Annotated in this window: 12 protein-coding genes and 4 tRNA genes; 13 read left to right on the top strand and 3 right to left on the bottom strand. The window is 55.1% G+C overall.

Features of this window, described 5'->3' with window-relative positions:
* Nucleotides 1–77 precede the first annotated feature (77 nt).
* Nucleotides 78–626, bottom strand: coding sequence for a GNAT family N-acetyltransferase (locus FO014_RS08580; RefSeq protein ID WP_160028988.1), 549 nt, complete (start codon nucleotides 624–626; stop codon nucleotides 78–80).
* A gap of 395 nt (nucleotides 627–1,021) precedes the next feature.
* On the opposite strand from FO014_RS08580, the gene FO014_RS08575 reads away from it, so the two are divergent.
* The 13 genes from FO014_RS08575 (at nucleotide 1,022) to rpoC (ending at nucleotide 15,285) form a co-directional block, all read left to right on the top strand.
* Nucleotides 1,022–1,097: transfer RNA gene (locus FO014_RS08575), tRNA-Thr, on the top strand.
* A 23-nt stretch (nucleotides 1,098–1,120) separates the two neighbouring features.
* Nucleotides 1,121–1,205: transfer RNA gene (locus tag FO014_RS08570), tRNA-Tyr, on the top strand.
* Between the two features lie 186 nt (nucleotides 1,206–1,391).
* Nucleotides 1,392–1,466 (top strand) — tRNA-Gly (locus FO014_RS08565).
* A 6-nt stretch (nucleotides 1,467–1,472) separates the two neighbouring features.
* Nucleotides 1,473–1,548: transfer RNA gene (locus tag FO014_RS08560), tRNA-Thr, on the top strand.
* Nucleotides 1,549–1,658: 110 nt separating this feature from the next.
* On the top strand, nucleotides 1,659–2,843 hold the full coding sequence (tuf, locus tag FO014_RS08555) for an elongation factor Tu (RefSeq protein WP_105229426.1): 1,185 nt from the start codon (nucleotides 1,659–1,661) through the stop codon (nucleotides 2,841–2,843).
* A gap of 257 nt (nucleotides 2,844–3,100) precedes the next feature.
* A complete protein-coding gene (gene secE / locus FO014_RS08550) occupies nucleotides 3,101–3,484 on the top strand; it encodes a preprotein translocase subunit SecE (protein WP_105229427.1) in 384 nt (127 codons plus the stop codon).
* A gap of 1 nt (nucleotide 3,485) precedes the next feature.
* A complete protein-coding gene (nusG, locus tag FO014_RS08545) occupies nucleotides 3,486–4,031 on the top strand; it encodes a transcription termination/antitermination protein NusG (RefSeq protein ID WP_004929914.1) in 546 nt (181 codons plus the stop codon).
* Nucleotides 4,032–4,193: 162 nt separating this feature from the next.
* Nucleotides 4,194–4,622 (top strand): 50S ribosomal protein L11, encoded by a 429-nt coding sequence (rplK, locus tag FO014_RS08540; protein WP_004089458.1) that lies wholly within the window; start codon nucleotides 4,194–4,196, stop codon nucleotides 4,620–4,622.
* Nucleotides 4,623–4,625: 3 nt separating this feature from the next.
* The gene (rplA, locus tag FO014_RS08535; protein ID WP_105229428.1) at nucleotides 4,626–5,330 is read left to right on the top strand and encodes a 50S ribosomal protein L1; all 705 of its coding nucleotides are present in this window, start codon (nucleotides 4,626–4,628) and stop codon (nucleotides 5,328–5,330) included.
* Nucleotides 5,331–5,657: 327 nt separating this feature from the next.
* Nucleotides 5,658–6,155: a 50S ribosomal protein L10 gene (gene rplJ / locus FO014_RS08530; RefSeq protein ID WP_015344224.1), complete on the top strand. Its 498-nt coding sequence runs from the start codon at nucleotides 5,658–5,660 to the stop codon at nucleotides 6,153–6,155.
* Nucleotides 6,156–6,218: 63 nt separating this feature from the next.
* Entirely contained in the window at nucleotides 6,219–6,587 is a 369-nt protein-coding gene (gene rplL, locus FO014_RS08525) for a 50S ribosomal protein L7/L12 (protein ID WP_015344225.1), read from the top strand.
* Between the two features lie 329 nt (nucleotides 6,588–6,916).
* Nucleotides 6,917–10,945 carry a DNA-directed RNA polymerase subunit beta gene (rpoB, locus tag FO014_RS08520; protein ID WP_160028986.1) on the top strand — a complete coding sequence of 1,343 codons (4,029 nt, stop codon included), beginning with the start codon at nucleotides 6,917–6,919 and terminating at the stop codon, nucleotides 10,943–10,945.
* A 116-nt stretch (nucleotides 10,946–11,061) separates the two neighbouring features.
* Nucleotides 11,062–15,285 carry a DNA-directed RNA polymerase subunit beta' gene (gene rpoC, locus FO014_RS08515; protein WP_160028984.1) on the top strand — a complete coding sequence of 1,408 codons (4,224 nt, stop codon included), beginning with the start codon at nucleotides 11,062–11,064 and terminating at the stop codon, nucleotides 15,283–15,285.
* A 302-nt stretch (nucleotides 15,286–15,587) separates the two neighbouring features.
* Here rpoC and thiH read toward each other — a convergent pair whose 3' ends face one another.
* Both thiH and FO014_RS08505 read right to left on the bottom strand, forming a co-directional pair.
* Complete coding sequence (gene thiH / locus FO014_RS08510) at nucleotides 15,588–16,721, bottom strand: 2-iminoacetate synthase ThiH (protein WP_105229431.1); 1,134 nt, start codon at nucleotides 16,719–16,721, stop codon at nucleotides 15,588–15,590.
* Nucleotides 16,721–17,500, bottom strand: coding sequence for a thiazole synthase (locus FO014_RS08505; protein WP_105229432.1), 780 nt, complete (start codon nucleotides 17,498–17,500; stop codon nucleotides 16,721–16,723). Before FO014_RS08505 ends, thiH begins: the two co-directional genes overlap by 1 nt.
* Nucleotide 17,501 lies beyond the last annotated feature (1 nt).

Genomic DNA, 17,501 nt, shown 5'->3' with positions numbered 1-17,501 from the left:
AATTGTGCGAACGGGCGCGCACTTGTGAATGCGTGCGTTGTAAGGCGGCATCATCAGGCCATGATACCGCGTGTGGCTCAGCTGGCCAGCGAGCGGGAAGCCGGGTTGACCGCGAACAGGCGCTTATAATAAATCACGGTAGGATGGTAATAACCGTCGGGCGTGGCGGCGTAGTCCGGCAGTTCTCCGAGGCAGTGATACCCCATCGCGCGATACAGCGATTCGGCGATGCTGCCAGCTTGCGTATCGAGATAAAGCAGACCGCGCTGATGCTGTAGCGCCGTATTTTCCACGGTTTTCATCAGCGTACGGCCGATGCCTTTACGACGCGCCTGGCTGTGCACCAGGAGCTTTTGGACCTCTGCACGGTTGCGGCCATTGGCTTTCTGGCACAGTTCCAGCTGCACACACCCGGTAACGCCGCTTTCGTCTCTGGCAATCCATAATAGCAGTTCGCCTTTTGCCAGCGCCGGGCGCAGGCCGTGGAAGTAGTTCGCCGCTTCTTCTGCTGTAATATTCTCGGTATAGCCGATGGATGCGCCACCCTTTACGGCATCAAGCAGTAGTGCCGCCAACTCGCTGCGGTAGACCGGTAGCGTACTGGCATTTATCGGTACAATTTTCATCAACAACTCCTTGGTTAATGCGGGTAAGAAATCTAAGCAATAAGCACGCCAACCGTCCGAAGCCACTGCTGATAGGTCAACGGGAGGGCGTACTTTTGCGCGTCTGCACCATTATGGGGCGCCATGATCGCTGATGATGCAGGCATTGAAGAAAGGGGGGCACCGTCAGTTGATCGCACTGAGCCGCCCGACATGCAGAAACATCGGCTTAAGGCTTGCAAAAAGCGGATGAAATTATAGAGAATGGTCACCGCATTTGATGGTTATTTGCGCGCGGAGCGAGCTGAATCCGCTGCAAAATGCAAAAATCGGCTGTTTTGTGAGCGAAAGTGCGCAGAACACAATTTTTTTGTTGCATAGCCCGCGCTCTCTACCTAGAATGCGCTGCACTTGATGCCGGCTTAGCTCAGTAGGTAGAGCAACTGACTTGTAATCAGTAGGTCACCAGTTCGATTCCGGTAGCCGGCACCATCAAGTACCTGTAGTTAAAATCTGGTGGGGTTCCCGAGCGGCCAAAGGGAGCAGACTGTAAATCTGCCGTCACAGACTTCGAAGGTTCGAATCCTTCCCCCACCACCATTTTTAACCTTGGTAACAAGGTTAAACCGCACGGCAGCCAGTATGATGAATGCCGGGCGGGGAAGGTAAACCGATTTGCACAGCGTGTTTAAGGCTGTACAAAGCGAAGGGTGAGGAATTCAGCGACCAACCGTCCTTTCCCCATCCCAATATCTGCAGAAAAATCAGGTAGCCGAGTTCCAGGATGCGGGCATCGTATAATGGCTATTACCTCAGCCTTCCAAGCTGATGATGTGGGTTCGATTCCCACTGCCCGCTCCAAGATGTGCTGATATAGCTCAGTTGGTAGAGCGCACCCTTGGTAAGGGTGAGGTCGGCAGTTCGAATCTGCCTATCAGCACCACTTCTTATTTTCTCGCCCCCTGATTCTCTTTCTGTTCTGAATTCAGCAAGCATTAAGCTTGGTTGATGTGGTGATACCACCGATTTATCCGTGTCTTAGAGGGACAATCGATGTCTAAAGAAAAGTTTGAACGTACAAAACCGCACGTTAACGTCGGTACTATCGGCCACGTTGACCATGGTAAAACAACGCTGACCGCTGCAATCACTACCGTACTGTCTAAAACCTACGGCGGTGCTGCTCGCGCTTTCGACCAGATCGATAACGCGCCAGAAGAAAAAGCTCGTGGTATCACCATCAACACTTCTCACGTTGAGTATGACACCCCGACTCGTCACTACGCGCACGTTGACTGCCCAGGGCACGCCGACTACGTGAAAAACATGATCACCGGTGCAGCGCAGATGGACGGCGCAATCCTGGTAGTAGCAGCGACTGACGGCCCAATGCCTCAGACCCGTGAGCACATCCTGCTGGGCCGCCAGGTAGGCGTACCTTACATCATCGTATTCATGAACAAATGCGACATGGTAGATGATGAAGAGCTGCTGGAACTGGTAGAGATGGAAGTTCGCGAACTGCTGTCTGCTTACGACTTCCCAGGCGACGACCTGCCGGTAATCCGCGGTTCCGCGCTGAAAGCGCTGGAAGGCGAAGCCGAGTGGGAAGCGAAGATTGTTGAGCTGGCAGAAGCGCTGGACAGCTACATCCCAGAGCCAGAGCGTGCTGTAGACAAGCCGTTCCTGCTGCCAATCGAAGACGTCTTCTCCATCTCCGGTCGTGGTACCGTTGTTACCGGTCGTGTAGAGCGCGGTATCATCAAAGTAGGTGAAGAAGTCGAAATCGTTGGTATCAAAGACACCGTTAAGTCTACCTGTACTGGCGTAGAAATGTTCCGCAAACTGCTGGACGAAGGCCGTGCTGGTGAGAACGTAGGTGTTCTGCTGCGTGGTATCAAGCGTGAAGAAATCGAACGTGGTCAGGTACTGGCGAAGCCAGGTTCAATCAAGCCGCACACCCAGTTCGAATCTGAAGTGTACATTCTGTCCAAAGACGAAGGCGGCCGTCATACTCCGTTCTTCAAAGGCTACCGTCCACAGTTCTACTTCCGTACCACTGACGTGACCGGTACCATCGAACTGCCAGAAGGCGTAGAGATGGTAATGCCAGGCGACAACGTGAACATGGTAGTTACCCTGATTCACCCAATCGCAATGGACGACGGTCTGCGTTTCGCAATCCGTGAAGGCGGCCGTACCGTAGGCGCGGGTGTTGTTGCTAAAGTTATCGCTTAATCGCTGATAACATTTGACGCGACACGCGGTAAAAGGGCATCATTTGATGCCCTTTTTCTACGCTGTGAACTAGAACCTATCTCATCAGCGATTTTACGTTCATAATCATTGGTGAGATGGGCTCTTAAAAGCGTATTGACAGGGTACGTCATCGCGTAAAACACCGAATGCTGTTTGAAGAGCATCTAATCGGTTTGGTTTGCCTCGCAATGCGAGGCAAAGTTGTTTGTTCTGAATCATAAGTGACAGGTTGGTTTATGAGTGCGAATACCGAGGCTCAAGGGAGCGGGCGCGGCCTGGAAGTGATGAAGTGGCTAATCGTCGCCGTTCTGTTGGTTGTGGCTATTGTCGGTAACTATTACTACCGCGATTTCAGCCTGCCATTGCGTGCGCTGGCTGTGGTTGTGGTGATTGCTATTGCGGGCGCCATCGCCCTGATGACGACCAAAGGTAAAGCCACCGTAGCGTTTGCGCGTGAAGCGCGTACCGAAGTACGTAAAGTGATTTGGCCAACGCGCCAGGAAACGCTGCACACCACATTGATCGTTGCCGCGGTAACTGCCGTGATGTCTTTGATTCTGTGGGGGCTGGATGGCGTTCTGGTCCGTCTGGTATCGTTTATTACTGGCCTGAGGTTCTAAAATGTCTGAAGCTCCAAAAAAACGTTGGTACGTCGTTCAGGCGTTTTCTGGTTTTGAAGGTCGCGTAGCGCAATCGCTGCGTGAACACATCAAACTGCACGATATGGAAGAGCTGTTCGGCGAAGTCATGGTGCCTACGGAAGAAGTGGTTGAAATCCGTGGTGGCCAGCGTCGTAAGAGCGAACGCAAATTCTTCCCGGGTTACGTGCTGGTTCAAATGGTGATGAACGATGCCAGCTGGCACTTGGTGCGCAGCGTTCCGCGCGTGATGGGCTTTATCGGCGGTACGTCGGATCGCCCAGCGCCAATCAGCGACAAAGAAGTTGACGCCATCATGAACCGCCTGCAGCAGGTTGGCGATAAGCCACGTCCGAAAACGCTGTTCGAACCGGGTGAACTGGTGCGCGTTAACGACGGTCCGTTTGCTGACTTTAACGGCGTGGTGGAAGAAGTGGATTACGAAAAGAGCCGCCTGAAGGTTTCCGTTTCCATCTTCGGTCGTGCAACGCCGGTAGAACTGGACTTCAGCCAGGTGGAGAAAGGCTGATCGTTTAATCATCAGCTATCCGGGCTTTACGTCTTGTATGAGGCGCGAAATTAAACTATAATTTCGCGCCTTTTGTTTTTAGAGGCCTTGCTCATTGGTTTGAGCGAGGTGAAACACGGGGAGCCTCTTGCGAGGCGATACTACCCATACGAGGAAATTTCAATGGCCAAGAAAGTACAAGCCTACGTTAAGCTGCAGGTTGCAGCTGGTATGGCTAACCCGAGCCCGCCAGTCGGTCCAGCTCTGGGTCAGCAAGGTGTTAACATCATGGAATTCTGTAAGGCGTTCAATGCTAAGACTGACAGCATTGAAAAAGGCCTGCCGATCCCGGTTGTTATTACCGTTTATTCTGATCGCTCCTTCACCTTCGTTACCAAAACTCCGCCAGCAGCAGTTCTGCTGAAAAAAGCGGCTGGTATCAAGTCTGGTTCTGGCAAGCCGAACAAAGACAAAGTCGGTAAAGTGACCAGTGCTCAGGTACGTGAAATCGCAGAAACCAAAGCTGCGGACATGACTGGTTCCGACGTTGAAGCGATGATTCGCTCCATCGAAGGTACTGCTCGTTCCATGGGCCTGGTAGTGGAGGATTAATAGATGGCTAAGCTGACCAAGCGCATGCGCGTGATCCGTGACAAAGTTGATGCTACTAAACAGTATGACATCACCGAAGCTGTTGCTCTGCTGAAAGAGCTGGCCACCGCTAAATTCGTAGAAAGCGTAGACGTTGCCGTTAACCTGGGCATCGACGCGCGTAAATCTGATCAAAACGTTCGCGGCGCTACCGTTCTGCCACACGGCACCGGTCGCAGCGTACGCGTTGCCGTCTTCGCTCAAGGCCCTAACGCTGAAGCTGCAAAAGCAGCTGGCGCAGAGCTGGTAGGCATGGAAGATCTGGCCGATCAGATCAAGAAAGGCGAAATGAACTTTGACGTTGTTATCGCATCTCCAGATGCAATGCGCGTTGTTGGCCAACTGGGCCAGGTTCTGGGTCCACGTGGCCTGATGCCAAACCCGAAAGTGGGTACCGTTACGCCGAACGTTGCTGAAGCAGTGAAAAACGCTAAAGCAGGTCAGATTCGTTACCGTAACGACAAAAACGGCATCATCCATACCACTATCGGTAAGGTTGATTTCGAAGCAGCTCAGCTGAAAGAAAACCTGGAAGCCCTGCTGGTTGCGCTGAAAAAAGCGAAACCATCTCAGGCTAAAGGCGTTTACATCAAGAAAGTTAGCCTCTCCACCACCATGGGTGCTGGCGTTGCTATCGATCAGAGCGGCCTGACTGCTGTAGCGAGCTAATCGTTTAGACGATTAATCGCTTTGACTTGGGGCATATTTTCGCCTAGAATCTTATGCCCCAAGGTTCTGCCGTTTTTATCGGCGGGACACAAGAATTTTCGGTTGGAGCCTGGCCTAATCCAGGCCTCCGTCCAAGACCGCAGGTGTATCGCAAGATACTTAATTTTCCTGCGTAGACGGTGACAGAGCCTAAAGAAATTTTTTATAAAAGAATGTCTTTGCTGGATTCTGCTCACCGTGTTAAGCCGCTTGATCTGCTGTTTCGGCAGCGATTAAGTGAAGTGAGTTCCGGGGATGTTCCCCGGCTAATCCAGGAGCAAAAAGCTAATGGCATTAAATCTTCAAGACAAACAAGCGATTGTTGCTGAAGTCAACGAAGTAGCCAAAGGCGCGCTGTCTGCGGTTGTTGCGGATTCCCGCGGCGTTACCGTAGGTAAAATGACTGAACTGCGTAAAGCAGGTCGTGAAGCTGGCGTTTACATGCGTGTTGTTCGCAACACCCTGATGCGTCGCGTTGTTGAAGGCACTCCATTCGAATGCCTGAAAGACACGTTTGTCGGTCCAACCTTGATTGCATTCTCTACTGAACACCCGGGCGCTGCTGCTCGTCTGTTCAAAGAGTTCGCGAAAGCGAATGCAGAGTTCGAGGTTAAAGCTGCGGCCTTTGAAGGTGAGCTGATCCCTGCGGCGCAAATCGACCGCCTGGCAACGCTGCCAACTTACGAAGAAGCAATCGCACGCCTGATGTCGACCATGAAAGAAGCCGCTGCCGGCAAACTGGTTCGTACTCTGGCTGCTGTGCGCGATCAGAAAGAAGCTGCATAAGCCGCTCTTTCTTAGCCTTTGCTAACGTATTTAAACTATTTCTGAATCTTAGGAACAATTGTTATGTCTATCACTAAAGACCAAATCCTGGAAGCAGTAGCTGCTATGTCCGTAATGGATGTTGTTGAGCTGGTTTCCGCTATGGAAGAAAAATTCGGTGTTTCTGCTGCTGCTGCTGTAGCTGTTGCTGCTGGCGGTGCTGCTGAAGCTGCTGAAGAGAAAACTGAATTCGACGTTATCCTGAAAGCTGCAGGCGCTAACAAAGTTGCTGTTATCAAAGCAGTACGTGGCGCTACCGGCCTGGGTCTGAAAGAAGCTAAAGACCTGGTTGAATCTGCTCCAGCCGCTCTGAAAGAAGGCGTGAGCAAAGATGACGCTGAAGCTCTGAAAAAATCCCTGGAAGAAGCTGGCGCTGAAGTTGAAGTTAAATAAGCCAACCCTTCCGGTTGCAGCCTAAGCGATTAGGCTGATGGCTGGTGACTTTTTAGTCACCAGCCTTTTTGCGCTGTAGGGCGCCAGTAGCGTTTCACACTGTTTGGCTGCTGGATTGCCTCCCAATATTTGTTTCTATCGACGACTTAATATACTGCAGCTGTGCGCTCCAGGAGTTCTGGGGGCAGGTGCAATGAAATGGTTTAAGAGTGATAGCAAGAGGTATTGCGGAAAGTGTCCTCGCTTTCCGGTCGACAAAATAGTGTTGCATGAACTGTCCTAATCGGACGGACAGAGAGGTTCTACTTTTCAGCGAGCTGAGGAACCCTATGGTTTACTCCTATACCGAGAAAAAACGTATTCGTAAGGATTTTGGTAAGCGTCCACAAGTGTTGGATGTGCCATATCTCCTTTCTATCCAGCTTGACTCGTTCCAGAAGTTTATCGAGCAAGATCCAGAAGGGCAGTACGGCCTTGAAGCCGCCTTCCGTTCTGTATTCCCAATCCAGAGCTACAGTGGCAATTCGGAGCTGCAATACGTTAGCTACCGTCTTGGTGAGCCGGTGTTCGACGTCAAAGAGTGCCAGATTCGTGGTGTGACGTTCTCTGCACCGCTGCGCGTTAAACTGCGCCTGGTCATCTATGAGCGAGAAGCACCAGAAGGTACGGTCAAAGACATCAAGGAACAAGAAGTCTACATGGGCGAAATTCCGCTCATGACCGAAAACGGTACCTTTGTTATTAACGGTACTGAGAGGGTTATCGTATCCCAGCTGCACCGTAGTCCTGGCGTATTCTTCGACAGCGATAAGGGTAAAACCCACTCTTCGGGTAAAGTGCTGTATAACGCACGCATCATCCCTTACCGCGGTTCCTGGTTGGACTTCGAGTTTGACCCGAAAGACAACCTGTTCGTGCGTATCGACCGCCGTCGTAAACTGCCGGCCTCGATCATTCTGCGCGCGCTGAACTACACCTCAGAACAGATCCTTGACCTGTTCTTCGAGAAAGTTGTTTTCGAAATTCGCGACAACAAGCTGCAGATGGAGCTGGTTCCTGAGCGTCTGCGTGGTGAGACCGCTTCGTTTGATATCGAAGCCAACGGCAAAATCTACGTTGAGAAAGGTCGTCGCATCACCGCTCGCCATATCCGTCAGCTTGAAAAAGACGATATCAAGAGTATCGAAGTGCCGGTTGAGTACATCGCGGGCAAAGTGGTCGCCAAAGACTACATCGATACCAATACCGGTGAACTGATCTGCTCCGCCAACATGGAGCTGTCGCTGGATCTGCTGGCGAAGCTGAGCCAGTCTGGTCACAAGCGTATCGAAACGCTGTTCACCAACGATCTCGATCACGGCGCCTACATCTCCGAGACGCTGCGTGTCGACCCGACCAATGACCGCCTGAGCGCGCTGGTTGAGATCTACCGCATGATGCGTCCTGGCGAGCCACCGACGCGTGAAGCAGCAGAAAGCCTGTTCGAGAACCTGTTCTTCTCCGAAGACCGCTACGATCTGTCCGCGGTCGGCCGTATGAAGTTCAACCGTTCTCTGCTGCGCGACGAGATCGAAGGTTCAGGTATCCTGAGCCAGGAAGACATCATCGATGTGATGAAGAAGCTCATCGACATCCGTAACGGTAAAGGCGAAGTGGACGATATCGATCACCTCGGCAACCGTCGCATCCGCTCCGTGGGCGAAATGGCTGAGAACCAGTTCCGCGTAGGTCTGGTGCGCGTTGAGCGTGCGGTGAAAGAGCGTCTGTCTCTGGGCGACCTGGACACCCTGATGCCTCAGGACATGATCAACGCCAAGCCGATTTCGGCGGCGGTGAAAGAGTTCTTCGGCTCAAGCCAGCTGTCCCAGTTTATGGACCAGAACAACCCGCTGTCCGAGATCACGCACAAGCGTCGTATCTCCGCATTGGGCCCGGGCGGTCTGACCCGTGAGCGCGCCGGCTTCGAAGTACGTGACGTACACCCAACCCACTACGGTCGTGTATGTCCAATCGAAACCCCGGAAGGTCCGAACATCGGTCTGATCAACTCCCTGTCCGTGTACGCACAGACTAACGAGTATGGCTTCCTGGAAACCCCGTACCGCCGCGTGCGTGACGGCGTGGTTACCGATGAAATCAATTACCTGTCCGCCATTGAAGAAGGCAACTTTGTTATCGCCCAGGCTAACTCCAACCTGGATGATGACGGCCGCTTCGTGGAAGACTTGGTCACCTGCCGCAGCAAGGGCGAATCCAGCCTGTTCAGCCGCGATCAGGTTGACTATATGGACGTTTCCACCCAGCAGGTTGTATCCGTTGGTGCGTCTCTGATTCCATTCCTGGAACACGATGACGCCAACCGTGCATTGATGGGTGCGAACATGCAACGTCAGGCGGTGCCAACTCTGCGTGCTGACAAGCCGCTGGTCGGTACCGGTATGGAACGCGCAGTAGCGGTTGACTCCGGCGTAACCGCCGTTGCCAAACGCGGCGGTGTGATCCAGTACGTGGATGCTTCCCGTATCGTTATCAAAGTTAACGAAGACGAGATGTACCCGGGCGAAGCAGGCATCGACATTTATAACCTGACCAAGTACACCCGTTCCAACCAGAACACCTGCATCAACCAGATGCCATGTGTCAATCTGGGCGAGCCTATCGAGCGCGGCGACGTGCTGGCAGACGGCCCGTCTACCGATCTGGGTGAACTGGCGCTGGGTCAGAACATGCGTGTGGCGTTCATGCCTTGGAACGGCTACAACTTCGAAGACTCCATCTTGGTGTCCGAACGCGTAGTCCAGGAAGACCGCTTCACCACCATCCACATCCAGGAACTGGCTTGCGTGTCGCGCGACACCAAACTGGGGCCTGAAGAGATCACCGCCGATATCCCGAACGTGGGTGAAGCTGCGCTCTCTAAACTGGATGAATCCGGTATCGTATACATCGGTGCGGAAGTGACCGGCGGCGACATTCTGGTTGGTAAGGTAACGCCGAAAGGCGAGACCCAGCTGACGCCAGAAGAGAAACTGCTGCGCGCGATCTTCGGTGAGAAAGCGTCCGATGTGAAAGACTCTTCTCTGCGTGTGCCGAATGGCGTTTCCGGTACCGTTATCGACGTACAGGTCTTTACCCGCGATGGCGTGGAAAAAGACAAGCGTGCGCTCGAAATCGAAGAGATGCAGCTGAAGCAGGCGAAGAAAGACCTGACTGAAGAACTGCAGATCCTGGAAGCCGGTCTGTTTGCGCGTATCCACGCGGTGCTGGTTGCCGGCGGCGTTGAAGCTGACAAGCTGAGCCAACTGCCGCGCGATCGCTGGCTGGAACTGGGCCTGACCGACGAAGAGAAGCAAAACCAGCTGGAGCAGCTGGCCGAGCAGTACGACGAACTGAAAGCCGACTTCGAGAAGAAACTGGAAGCCAAGCGTCGTAAGATCACCCAAGGCGACGATCTGGCACCTGGCGTGCTGAAAATCGTCAAGGTGTATCTGGCGGTTAAACGTCAGATCCAGCCGGGTGACAAAATGGCAGGTCGCCACGGTAACAAGGGTGTTATCTCCAAGATCAACCCGATCGAAGATATGCCTTACGATGAAAACGGCACGCCGGTAGACATCGTACTGAACCCGCTGGGCGTACCATCACGTATGAACATCGGTCAGATCCTGGAAACCCACCTGGGTATGGCGGCGAAAGGCATTGGTGAGAAGATCAACCAGATGCTTAAGCAGCAGCAGGAAGTGGCCAAACTGCGTGAATTCATCCAGAAAGCCTACGATCTGGGTGACGACGTTTGCCAGAAAGTCGACCTGAACACCTTCAGCGATGACGAAGTGCTGCGTCTGGCTGAGAACCTGAAAAAAGGTATGCCAATCGCAACGCCGGTGTTCGATGGTGCGAAAGAGACTGAAATCAAGCAACTGCTGGAAATGGGCGGTATCCCGACCTCCGGTCAGATTACGCTGTTCGATGGCCGTACTGGCGAGCAATTTGAGCGCCAGGTAACCGTAGGCTATATGTACATGCTGAAACTGAACCACCTGGTTGATGATAAAATGCACGCTCGTTCAACCGGTTCTTACAGTCTGGTTACGCAGCAGCCTCTGGGTGGTAAAGCGCAGTTCGGTGGCCAACGCTTCGGTGAGATGGAAGTGTGGGCGCTGGAAGCATACGGCGCAGCTTATACCCTGCAGGAAATGCTTACCGTTAAGTCGGATGACGTTAACGGCCGTACCAAGATGTACAAAAACATCGTGGATGGCGACCACCGTATGGAACCGGGCATGCCGGAATCCTTCAACGTATTGTTGAAAGAGATCCGCTCGCTGGGTATCAACATCGAACTGGAAGACGAGTAATCGGCTTTCAGCCTCAGGCTCCTCGCCTAGGAGCCTGAGCGTGGTTGTTCAGGTCACACGGGAAGAGGCGATGTTTGCCTCTTCCCAACAGGTTTAACTCCGACAGGAGCCAATCCGTGAAAGACTTATTGAAGTTTCTGAAAGCGCAAACTAAGACCGAAGAGTTTGATGCGATCAAGATTGCTCTGGCATCGCCAGACATGATCCGTTCGTGGTCGTTCGGTGAAGTTAAGAAGCCGGAAACCATTAACTACCGTACGTTCAAACCAGAGCGTGACGGTTTGTTCTGCGCCCGTATTTTCGGGCCGGTAAAAGATTACGAGTGCCTGTGCGGTAAGTACAAGCGCTTGAAGCACCGCGGCGTCATCTGTGAGAAGTGCGGCGTTGAAGTGACCCAGACCAAAGTGCGTCGTGAGCGCATGGGCCACATCGAACTGGCTTCCCCAACCGCGCACATCTGGTTCCTGAAATCGCTGCCGTCCCGCATCGGTTTGCTGCTGGATATGCCGCTGCGTGATATCGAACGCGTACTGTACTTCGAATCCTACGTGGTGGTTGAAGGCGGTATGACCAACCTCGAGCGCCGTCAGATCCTGACCGAAGAGCAGTATCTGGACGCGCTGGAAGAGTTCGGTGACGAATTCGACGCCAAGATGGGTGCAGAAGCGATCCAGGCCCTGTTGAAAAACATGGATCTGGAGCAAGAGTGTGAAACTCTGCGCGAAGAGCTGAACGAAACCAATTCCGAAACCAAGCGTAAGAAGCTGACCAAGCGTATCAAGCTGCTGGAAGCGTTCGTACAGTCCGGTAACAAGCCGGAGTGGATGATCCTGACCGTGCTGCCGGTACTGCCGCCGGATCTGCGTCCGCTGGTTCCGCTGGATGGCGGTCGTTTCGCGACCAGCGATCTGAACGATCTGTATCGTCGCGTCATCAACCGTAACAACCGTTTGAAGCGCCTGCTGGATCTGGCCGCGCCGGACATCATCGTGCGCAACGAAAAGCGTATGCTGCAAGAAGCGGTAGATGCGTTGCTGGATAACGGCCGTCGCGGTCGTGCGATCACCGGTTCCAACAAACGTCCTCTGAAATCTTTGGCCGACATGATCAAAGGTAAGCAGGGTCGTTTCCGTCAGAACCTGCTCGGTAAGCGTGTTGACTACTCCGGCCGTTCCGTTATCACCGTGGGTCCATACCTGCGTCTGCACCAGTGTGGCCTGCCGAAGAAAATGGCGCTGGAGCTGTTCAAACCGTTCATCTACGGCAAGCTGGAGCTGCGTGGCCTGGCCACCACCATCAAAGCCGCCAAGAAAATGGTTGAGCGCGAAGAAGCCGTTGTCTGGGATATCCTGGATGAAGTGATCCGCGAACACCCGGTACTGCTGAACCGTGCACCAACCCTGCACCGTTTGGGTATCCAGGCTTTTGAACCGGTACTGATCGAAGGTAAAGCCATCCAGCTGCACCCGCTGGTTTGTGCGGCGTATAACGCCGACTTCGATGGTGACCAGATGGCTGTTCACGTACCGCTGACGCTGGAAGCCCAGCTGGAAGCGCGTGCGCTGATGATGTCGACCAACAACATCCTGTCTCCGGCGAACGGCGAGCCAATCATCGTTCCGTCTCAGGACGTTGTATTGGGTCTGTACTACATGACCCGTGACTGTGTTAACGCCAAAGGCGAAGGCATGGTGCTGAGTGGTCCTAAAGAAGCCGAGCGTATTTACCGCGCTGGCCTGGCCTCTCTGCACGCGCGCGTTAAAGTGCGTATCACTGAAGAAGTGAAAGATGCGGAAGGCGAGTGGACGACGCAGACCAGCCTGGTGGACACCACCATCGGCCGCGCCATCCTGTGGATGATCGTGCCGAAGGGCCTGCCGTACTCTATCGTTAACCAGCCGTTGGGCAAAAAAGCGATCTCCAAGATGCTGAACACCTGTTACCGCATCATGGGGCTGAAGCCGACCGTTATCTTTGCTGACCAGATCATGTACACCGGTTTTGCTTACGCAGCCCGTTCAGGCGCTTCCGTAGGCATCGACGACATGGTTATCCCGGCGAAGAAAGCCGAGATCATCGAAGAAGCGGAAACCGAAGTTGCCGAGATCCAGGAGCAGTTCCAGTCTGGTCTGGTTACCGCCGGCGAACGCTACAACAAAGTTATCGATATCTGGGCTGCGGCCAACGAACGCGTTGCTAAAGCGATGATGGAAAACCTGTCGGTAGAAGACGTGGTTAACCGTGACGGCGAAGTGGAACAGCAGGTTTCCTTCAACAGCATCTTTATGATGGCCGACTCCGGTGCGCGTGGTTCCGCCGCTCAGATTCGTCAGCTGGCCGGTATGCGTGGCCTGATGGCGAAGCCGGACGGCTCCATCATCGAAACGCCAATCACCGCGAACTTCCGTGAAGGTCTGAACGTACTCCAGTACTTCATCTCCACGCACGGTGCGCGTAAAGGTCTGGCGGATACCGCACTGAAAACCGCGAACTCCGGTTATCTGACGCGTCGTCTGGTTGACGTTGCGCAGGATCTGGTGGTGACCGAAGACGACTGTGGCACCCACGACGGCATCCTGATGACCCCGGTCATCGAAGGTGGCGACGTGAAAGAGCCGCTGCGTGAGCGCGTACTGGGTCGTGTGACCGCTGAAGAAGTGTTGAAGCCGGGTACGGCGGATATTCTGGTTCCGCGTAACACCCTGCTGAACGAAAAATGGTGTGATCTGTTAGAAGAAAACTCCGTTGACAGCGTGAAGGTTCGCTCCGTCGTTAGCTGTGAAACCGACTTCGGCGTGTGTGCAAACTGCTATGGTCGTGATCTGGCGCGTGGCCACATCATCAACAAAGGTGAGGCCATCGGCGTTATCGCGGCACAGTCCATCGGTGAGCCGGGTACCCAGCTGACGATGCGTACCTTCCACATCGGTGGTGCGGCATCGCGTGCGGCTGCTGAATCCAGCATCCAGGTGAAAAACAGCGGTAGCATCAAGCTGAGCAACGCCAAGTTCGTTGTGAACAGCAGCGATAAGCTGGTGATCACCTCGCGTAACACCGAGCTGAAGCTGATCGACGAATTCGGCCGTACCAAAGAAAGCTACAAGGTGCCTTACGGCGCCGTGATGGCGAAAGGCGATAACGCGGAAGTCACCGGCGGCGAGACCGTTGCGAACTGGGATCCGCACACCATGCCGGTTGTCAGTGAAGTGAGCGGTTTCATTCGCTTCGCCGATATGGTCGACGGCCAGACGATCACTCGTCAGACCGACGAACTGACCGGTCTGTCATCGCTGGTGGTTCTGGATTCTGCAGAACGTACCGCGGGCGGTAAAGATCTGCGTCCTGCGCTGAAAATTGTTAACGCCAACGGCGACGACGTCCTGATCCCAGGCACCGACATGCCTGCTCAGTACTTCCTGCCGGGCAAAGCGATTGTCCAGCTGGAAGACGGCGTACAGATCGGTTCGGGTGATACCCTGGCGCGTATTCCGCAGGAATCCGGCGGTACCAAGGATATTACCGGTGGTCTGCCGCGCGTTGCGGATCTGTTCGAAGCACGTCGTCCGAAAGAGCCGGCAATCCTGGCTGAAATCAGCGGGATTATCTCGTTCGGTAAAGAGACCAAAGGCAAACGCCGTCTGGTTATCACTCCGCTGGACGGCAGCGATGCCTACGAAGAGATGATTCCAAAATGGCGTCAGCTCAACGTGTTTGAAGGCGAACGCGTCGAACGTGGTGATGTGGTTTCCGATGGTCCAGAGTCGCCGCACGACATTCTGCGTCTGCGTGGTGTGCATGCGGTTACCCGCTACATCACCAACGAAGTGCAGGAAGTTTACCGTCTGCAAGGCGTTAAGATTAACGATAAACACATCGAAGTTATCGTTCGTCAGATGCTGCGTAAAGGCACCATCGTTAGCGCTGGTGGCTCTGAGTTCCTGGAAGGCGAGCAGGCTGAAGTGTCTCGCGTCAAGATTGCCAACCGCCAGCTGGAAGCAGATGGCAAGTTGGGTGCAACCTTCGCGCGCGACCTGCTGGGTATCACCAAGGCATCCTTGGCGACCGAGTCCTTCATCTCTGCTGCATCGTTCCAGGAAACGACGCGCGTTCTCACCGAAGCGGCGGTTGCCGGTAAGCGTGATGAACTGCGTGGCCTGAAAGAGAACGTCATCGTGGGCCGTCTGATCCCAGCCGGTACCGGTTACGCTTATCATCAGGACCGCATGCGCCGTCGTGCACAGGGCGAAGCACCGGTTGTTCCGCAGGTGAGCGCGGAAGAAGCGACTGCCAACCTGGCCGAATTGCTGAATGCAGGCCTGAACGGTAACGGCGACGAGTAATCGCGCCGCGGCCCGGTACGCCGGGCCAGTATTGATAAACCGTCCCTTCGGGGGCGGTTTTTTTTTTTGCCTGCGGACGGGTGCCGGGTGGGAGAAACGGAACCGGAGACGCATGGCGTTCTGGCCATACGCTCCGGGGTTGGTAAGGCAAGGTTATCAAGAGGGATAGATAACCTTGGTTGGCTTCGGGATTGATAACCAACGCCGCCACTTTACGTCAATGGTCGGCGGCGGCCAGCGGCGTTTGCCGACACTGCGCGCCGTTTCCAGCACTTTTCTCTGTCCATTGAAAACGTTGCCGTTTATTGCGGTGCACGTCCCAGATAGCTATCCCAGTCTTTCCATACCGGCTGCAGCCCGGCCTTGTCGATCGCCTGGGCGACCTGCTGCGGGGAGCGGCCGTCGTGCGGCTCAAACTGTTCCAGTTCCGGCGGCACATCGTCAGCGTAACCGCCCGGCTGCGTTTTGGAGCCGGCGCTGACGCTGTTAATGGCTAGCGGGATCACGTGATCGCGAAAATGCGGCGATTCGCGCGTGGACAGGGACAGTTCGACGTCAGGCGCAAACAGTCGGAAGGCGCAAATCAGCTGCACCAGCTGCGCTTCATCCATCAGTGACGCCGGTTCGATACCGCCGGCGCACGGCCGCAGACGCGGGAAAGAAATCGAATAGCGGCTCTGCCAGTAGGTTTGCTGCAGATAGGCCAGATGCTCCGCCAGCAGATAGCAATCGGTGCGCCAGCTGTTGGACAGGCCGATCAGCGCCCCCAGCCCGATCTTGTCGATCCCGGCGCGCGCCAGGCGATCCGGCGTCGCCAGCCGCCAGTGGAAATCCTGCTTCTGCCCGCGCAGATGGTGTTGCTGATAGGTGGCAGGATGATAGGTCTCCTGATACACCAGCACGCCGTCCAGCCCCAGGGTTTTCAGCTCCGCATACTCCTCCTGCGACATCGGCTGCACTTCCATCATCAGTGAACTGAACTGAGAGCGGATCTGTGGCAGATGGCGGCGAAAATAATCCATGCCGACCTTGGTCTGGTGTTCGCCGGTGACCAGCAGCAGGTGTTCGAAACCCAGCGCCTTGATGGCGCGGCACTCTAGGGCGATCTCGTCGGCGTCCAGCGTTTTGCGCTTGATACGGTTGCTCATGGAAAAACCGCAGTAAGTGCAGTCATTGGCGCACAGGTTGGATAGGTAGAGCGGGACGTAGAAGCTGACCACGTTGCCGAAACGCTGGCGGGTCAGCTGTTGGGCGCGTTGCGCCAGCGGTTCGAGGTAGGGAGCCGCTGCCGGTGAAATCAGCGCCATAAAATCGTCCCGCGTCAGCTTCTCTGCGTTCAGCGCCCGCTCCACATCGCGCGCCGTTTTGCTGTTGATGCGCAGGGTGATGTCATCCCAGTCAAAGGTTTGCCAGCGTTGCGAGAAATCGTCCGCCATCAGTCCACCTCCGCCGATTGGCTGAGAAATGCGGTCAGCGGGCTGGAGGCGGCCGCGCTGCGCTGGCTGTGGCCGAGACCTGCCTGGCGCGCCAGCTCGCCGGCCTCCAGCGCCAGGCGGAAAGCCTGCGCCATATGTACCGGGTTGCGGGCGACGGCGATAGCGGTATTCACCAGCACCGCGTCGGCGCCCAGCTCCATCGCTTCCAGCGCGTGGCTCGGTGCGCCGATGCCGGCGTCGACCACCACCGGCACGTTGGCCTGCTCGATAATGATCTCCAGAAAATCGCGGGTGCGCAGCCCGCGGTTGGAGCCGATCGGCGCGCCCAGCGGCATCACCGCAGCGCAGCCCGCTTCCTCCAGCCGTTTGCACAGCACCGGGTCGGCGCCGCAGTAAGGCAGCACCACAAACCCCTCTTTGACCAGCGTTTCTGCAGCTTTCAGCGTTTCGATCGGGTCGGGCAGCAGGTACTTCACGTCCGGGTGGATTTCCAGCTTCACCCAATGGGTGCCGAGGGCTTCGCGCGCCAGCCTGGCGGCGAATACCGCTTCCGCGGCGGTTTTGGCGCCGGAAGTATTGGGCAGCAGACGAACGCCCAACTGCCGCAGCGGCGCGAGAATGGCATCGTTGCCGCCTTGCAGGTCGACGCGCTTCATGGCCATGGTTACCAGCTGTGAGCCGGACGCCTGCAGCGCGTCAAGCATCAGCGCCGGGGTGGCGAACTTGCCGGTGCCGGTGAATAAGCGTGAGGTAAAGGTGGTATCGGCGATTTGCAGCATA

This window comes from Serratia rhizosphaerae (genome assembly GCF_009817885.1).
Taxonomy (GTDB): domain Bacteria; phylum Pseudomonadota; class Gammaproteobacteria; order Enterobacterales; family Enterobacteriaceae; genus Serratia_B; species Serratia_B rhizosphaerae.
This window is presented reverse-complemented; position numbering and strand designations above follow the sequence as displayed.

Excerpts from the sequence above, each read along its gene's own strand:
- rplL (WP_015344225.1), top strand. The coding sequence starts at position 6,219 with ATGTCTATCACTAAAGACCAAATCCTGGAAGCAGTAGCTGCTATGTCC.
- rplK (WP_004089458.1), top strand. The coding sequence starts at position 4,194 with ATGGCCAAGAAAGTACAAGCCTACGTTAAGCTGCAGGTTGCAGCTGGT.
- FO014_RS08505 (WP_105229432.1), bottom strand. The coding sequence starts at position 17,500 with ATGCTGCAAATCGCCGATACCACCTTTACCTCACGCTTATTCACCGGC.
- rpoB (WP_160028986.1), top strand. The coding sequence starts at position 6,917 with ATGGTTTACTCCTATACCGAGAAAAAACGTATTCGTAAGGATTTTGGT.
- thiH (WP_105229431.1), bottom strand. The coding sequence starts at position 16,721 with ATGGCGGACGATTTCTCGCAACGCTGGCAAACCTTTGACTGGGATGAC.
- FO014_RS08580 (WP_160028988.1), bottom strand. The coding sequence starts at position 626 with ATGAAAATTGTACCGATAAATGCCAGTACGCTACCGGTCTACCGCAGC.
- rplA (WP_105229428.1), top strand. The coding sequence starts at position 4,626 with ATGGCTAAGCTGACCAAGCGCATGCGCGTGATCCGTGACAAAGTTGAT.
- rplJ (WP_015344224.1), top strand. The coding sequence starts at position 5,658 with ATGGCATTAAATCTTCAAGACAAACAAGCGATTGTTGCTGAAGTCAAC.
- tuf (WP_105229426.1), top strand. The coding sequence starts at position 1,659 with ATGTCTAAAGAAAAGTTTGAACGTACAAAACCGCACGTTAACGTCGGT.
- secE (WP_105229427.1), top strand. The coding sequence starts at position 3,101 with ATGAGTGCGAATACCGAGGCTCAAGGGAGCGGGCGCGGCCTGGAAGTG.
- nusG (WP_004929914.1), top strand. The coding sequence starts at position 3,486 with ATGTCTGAAGCTCCAAAAAAACGTTGGTACGTCGTTCAGGCGTTTTCT.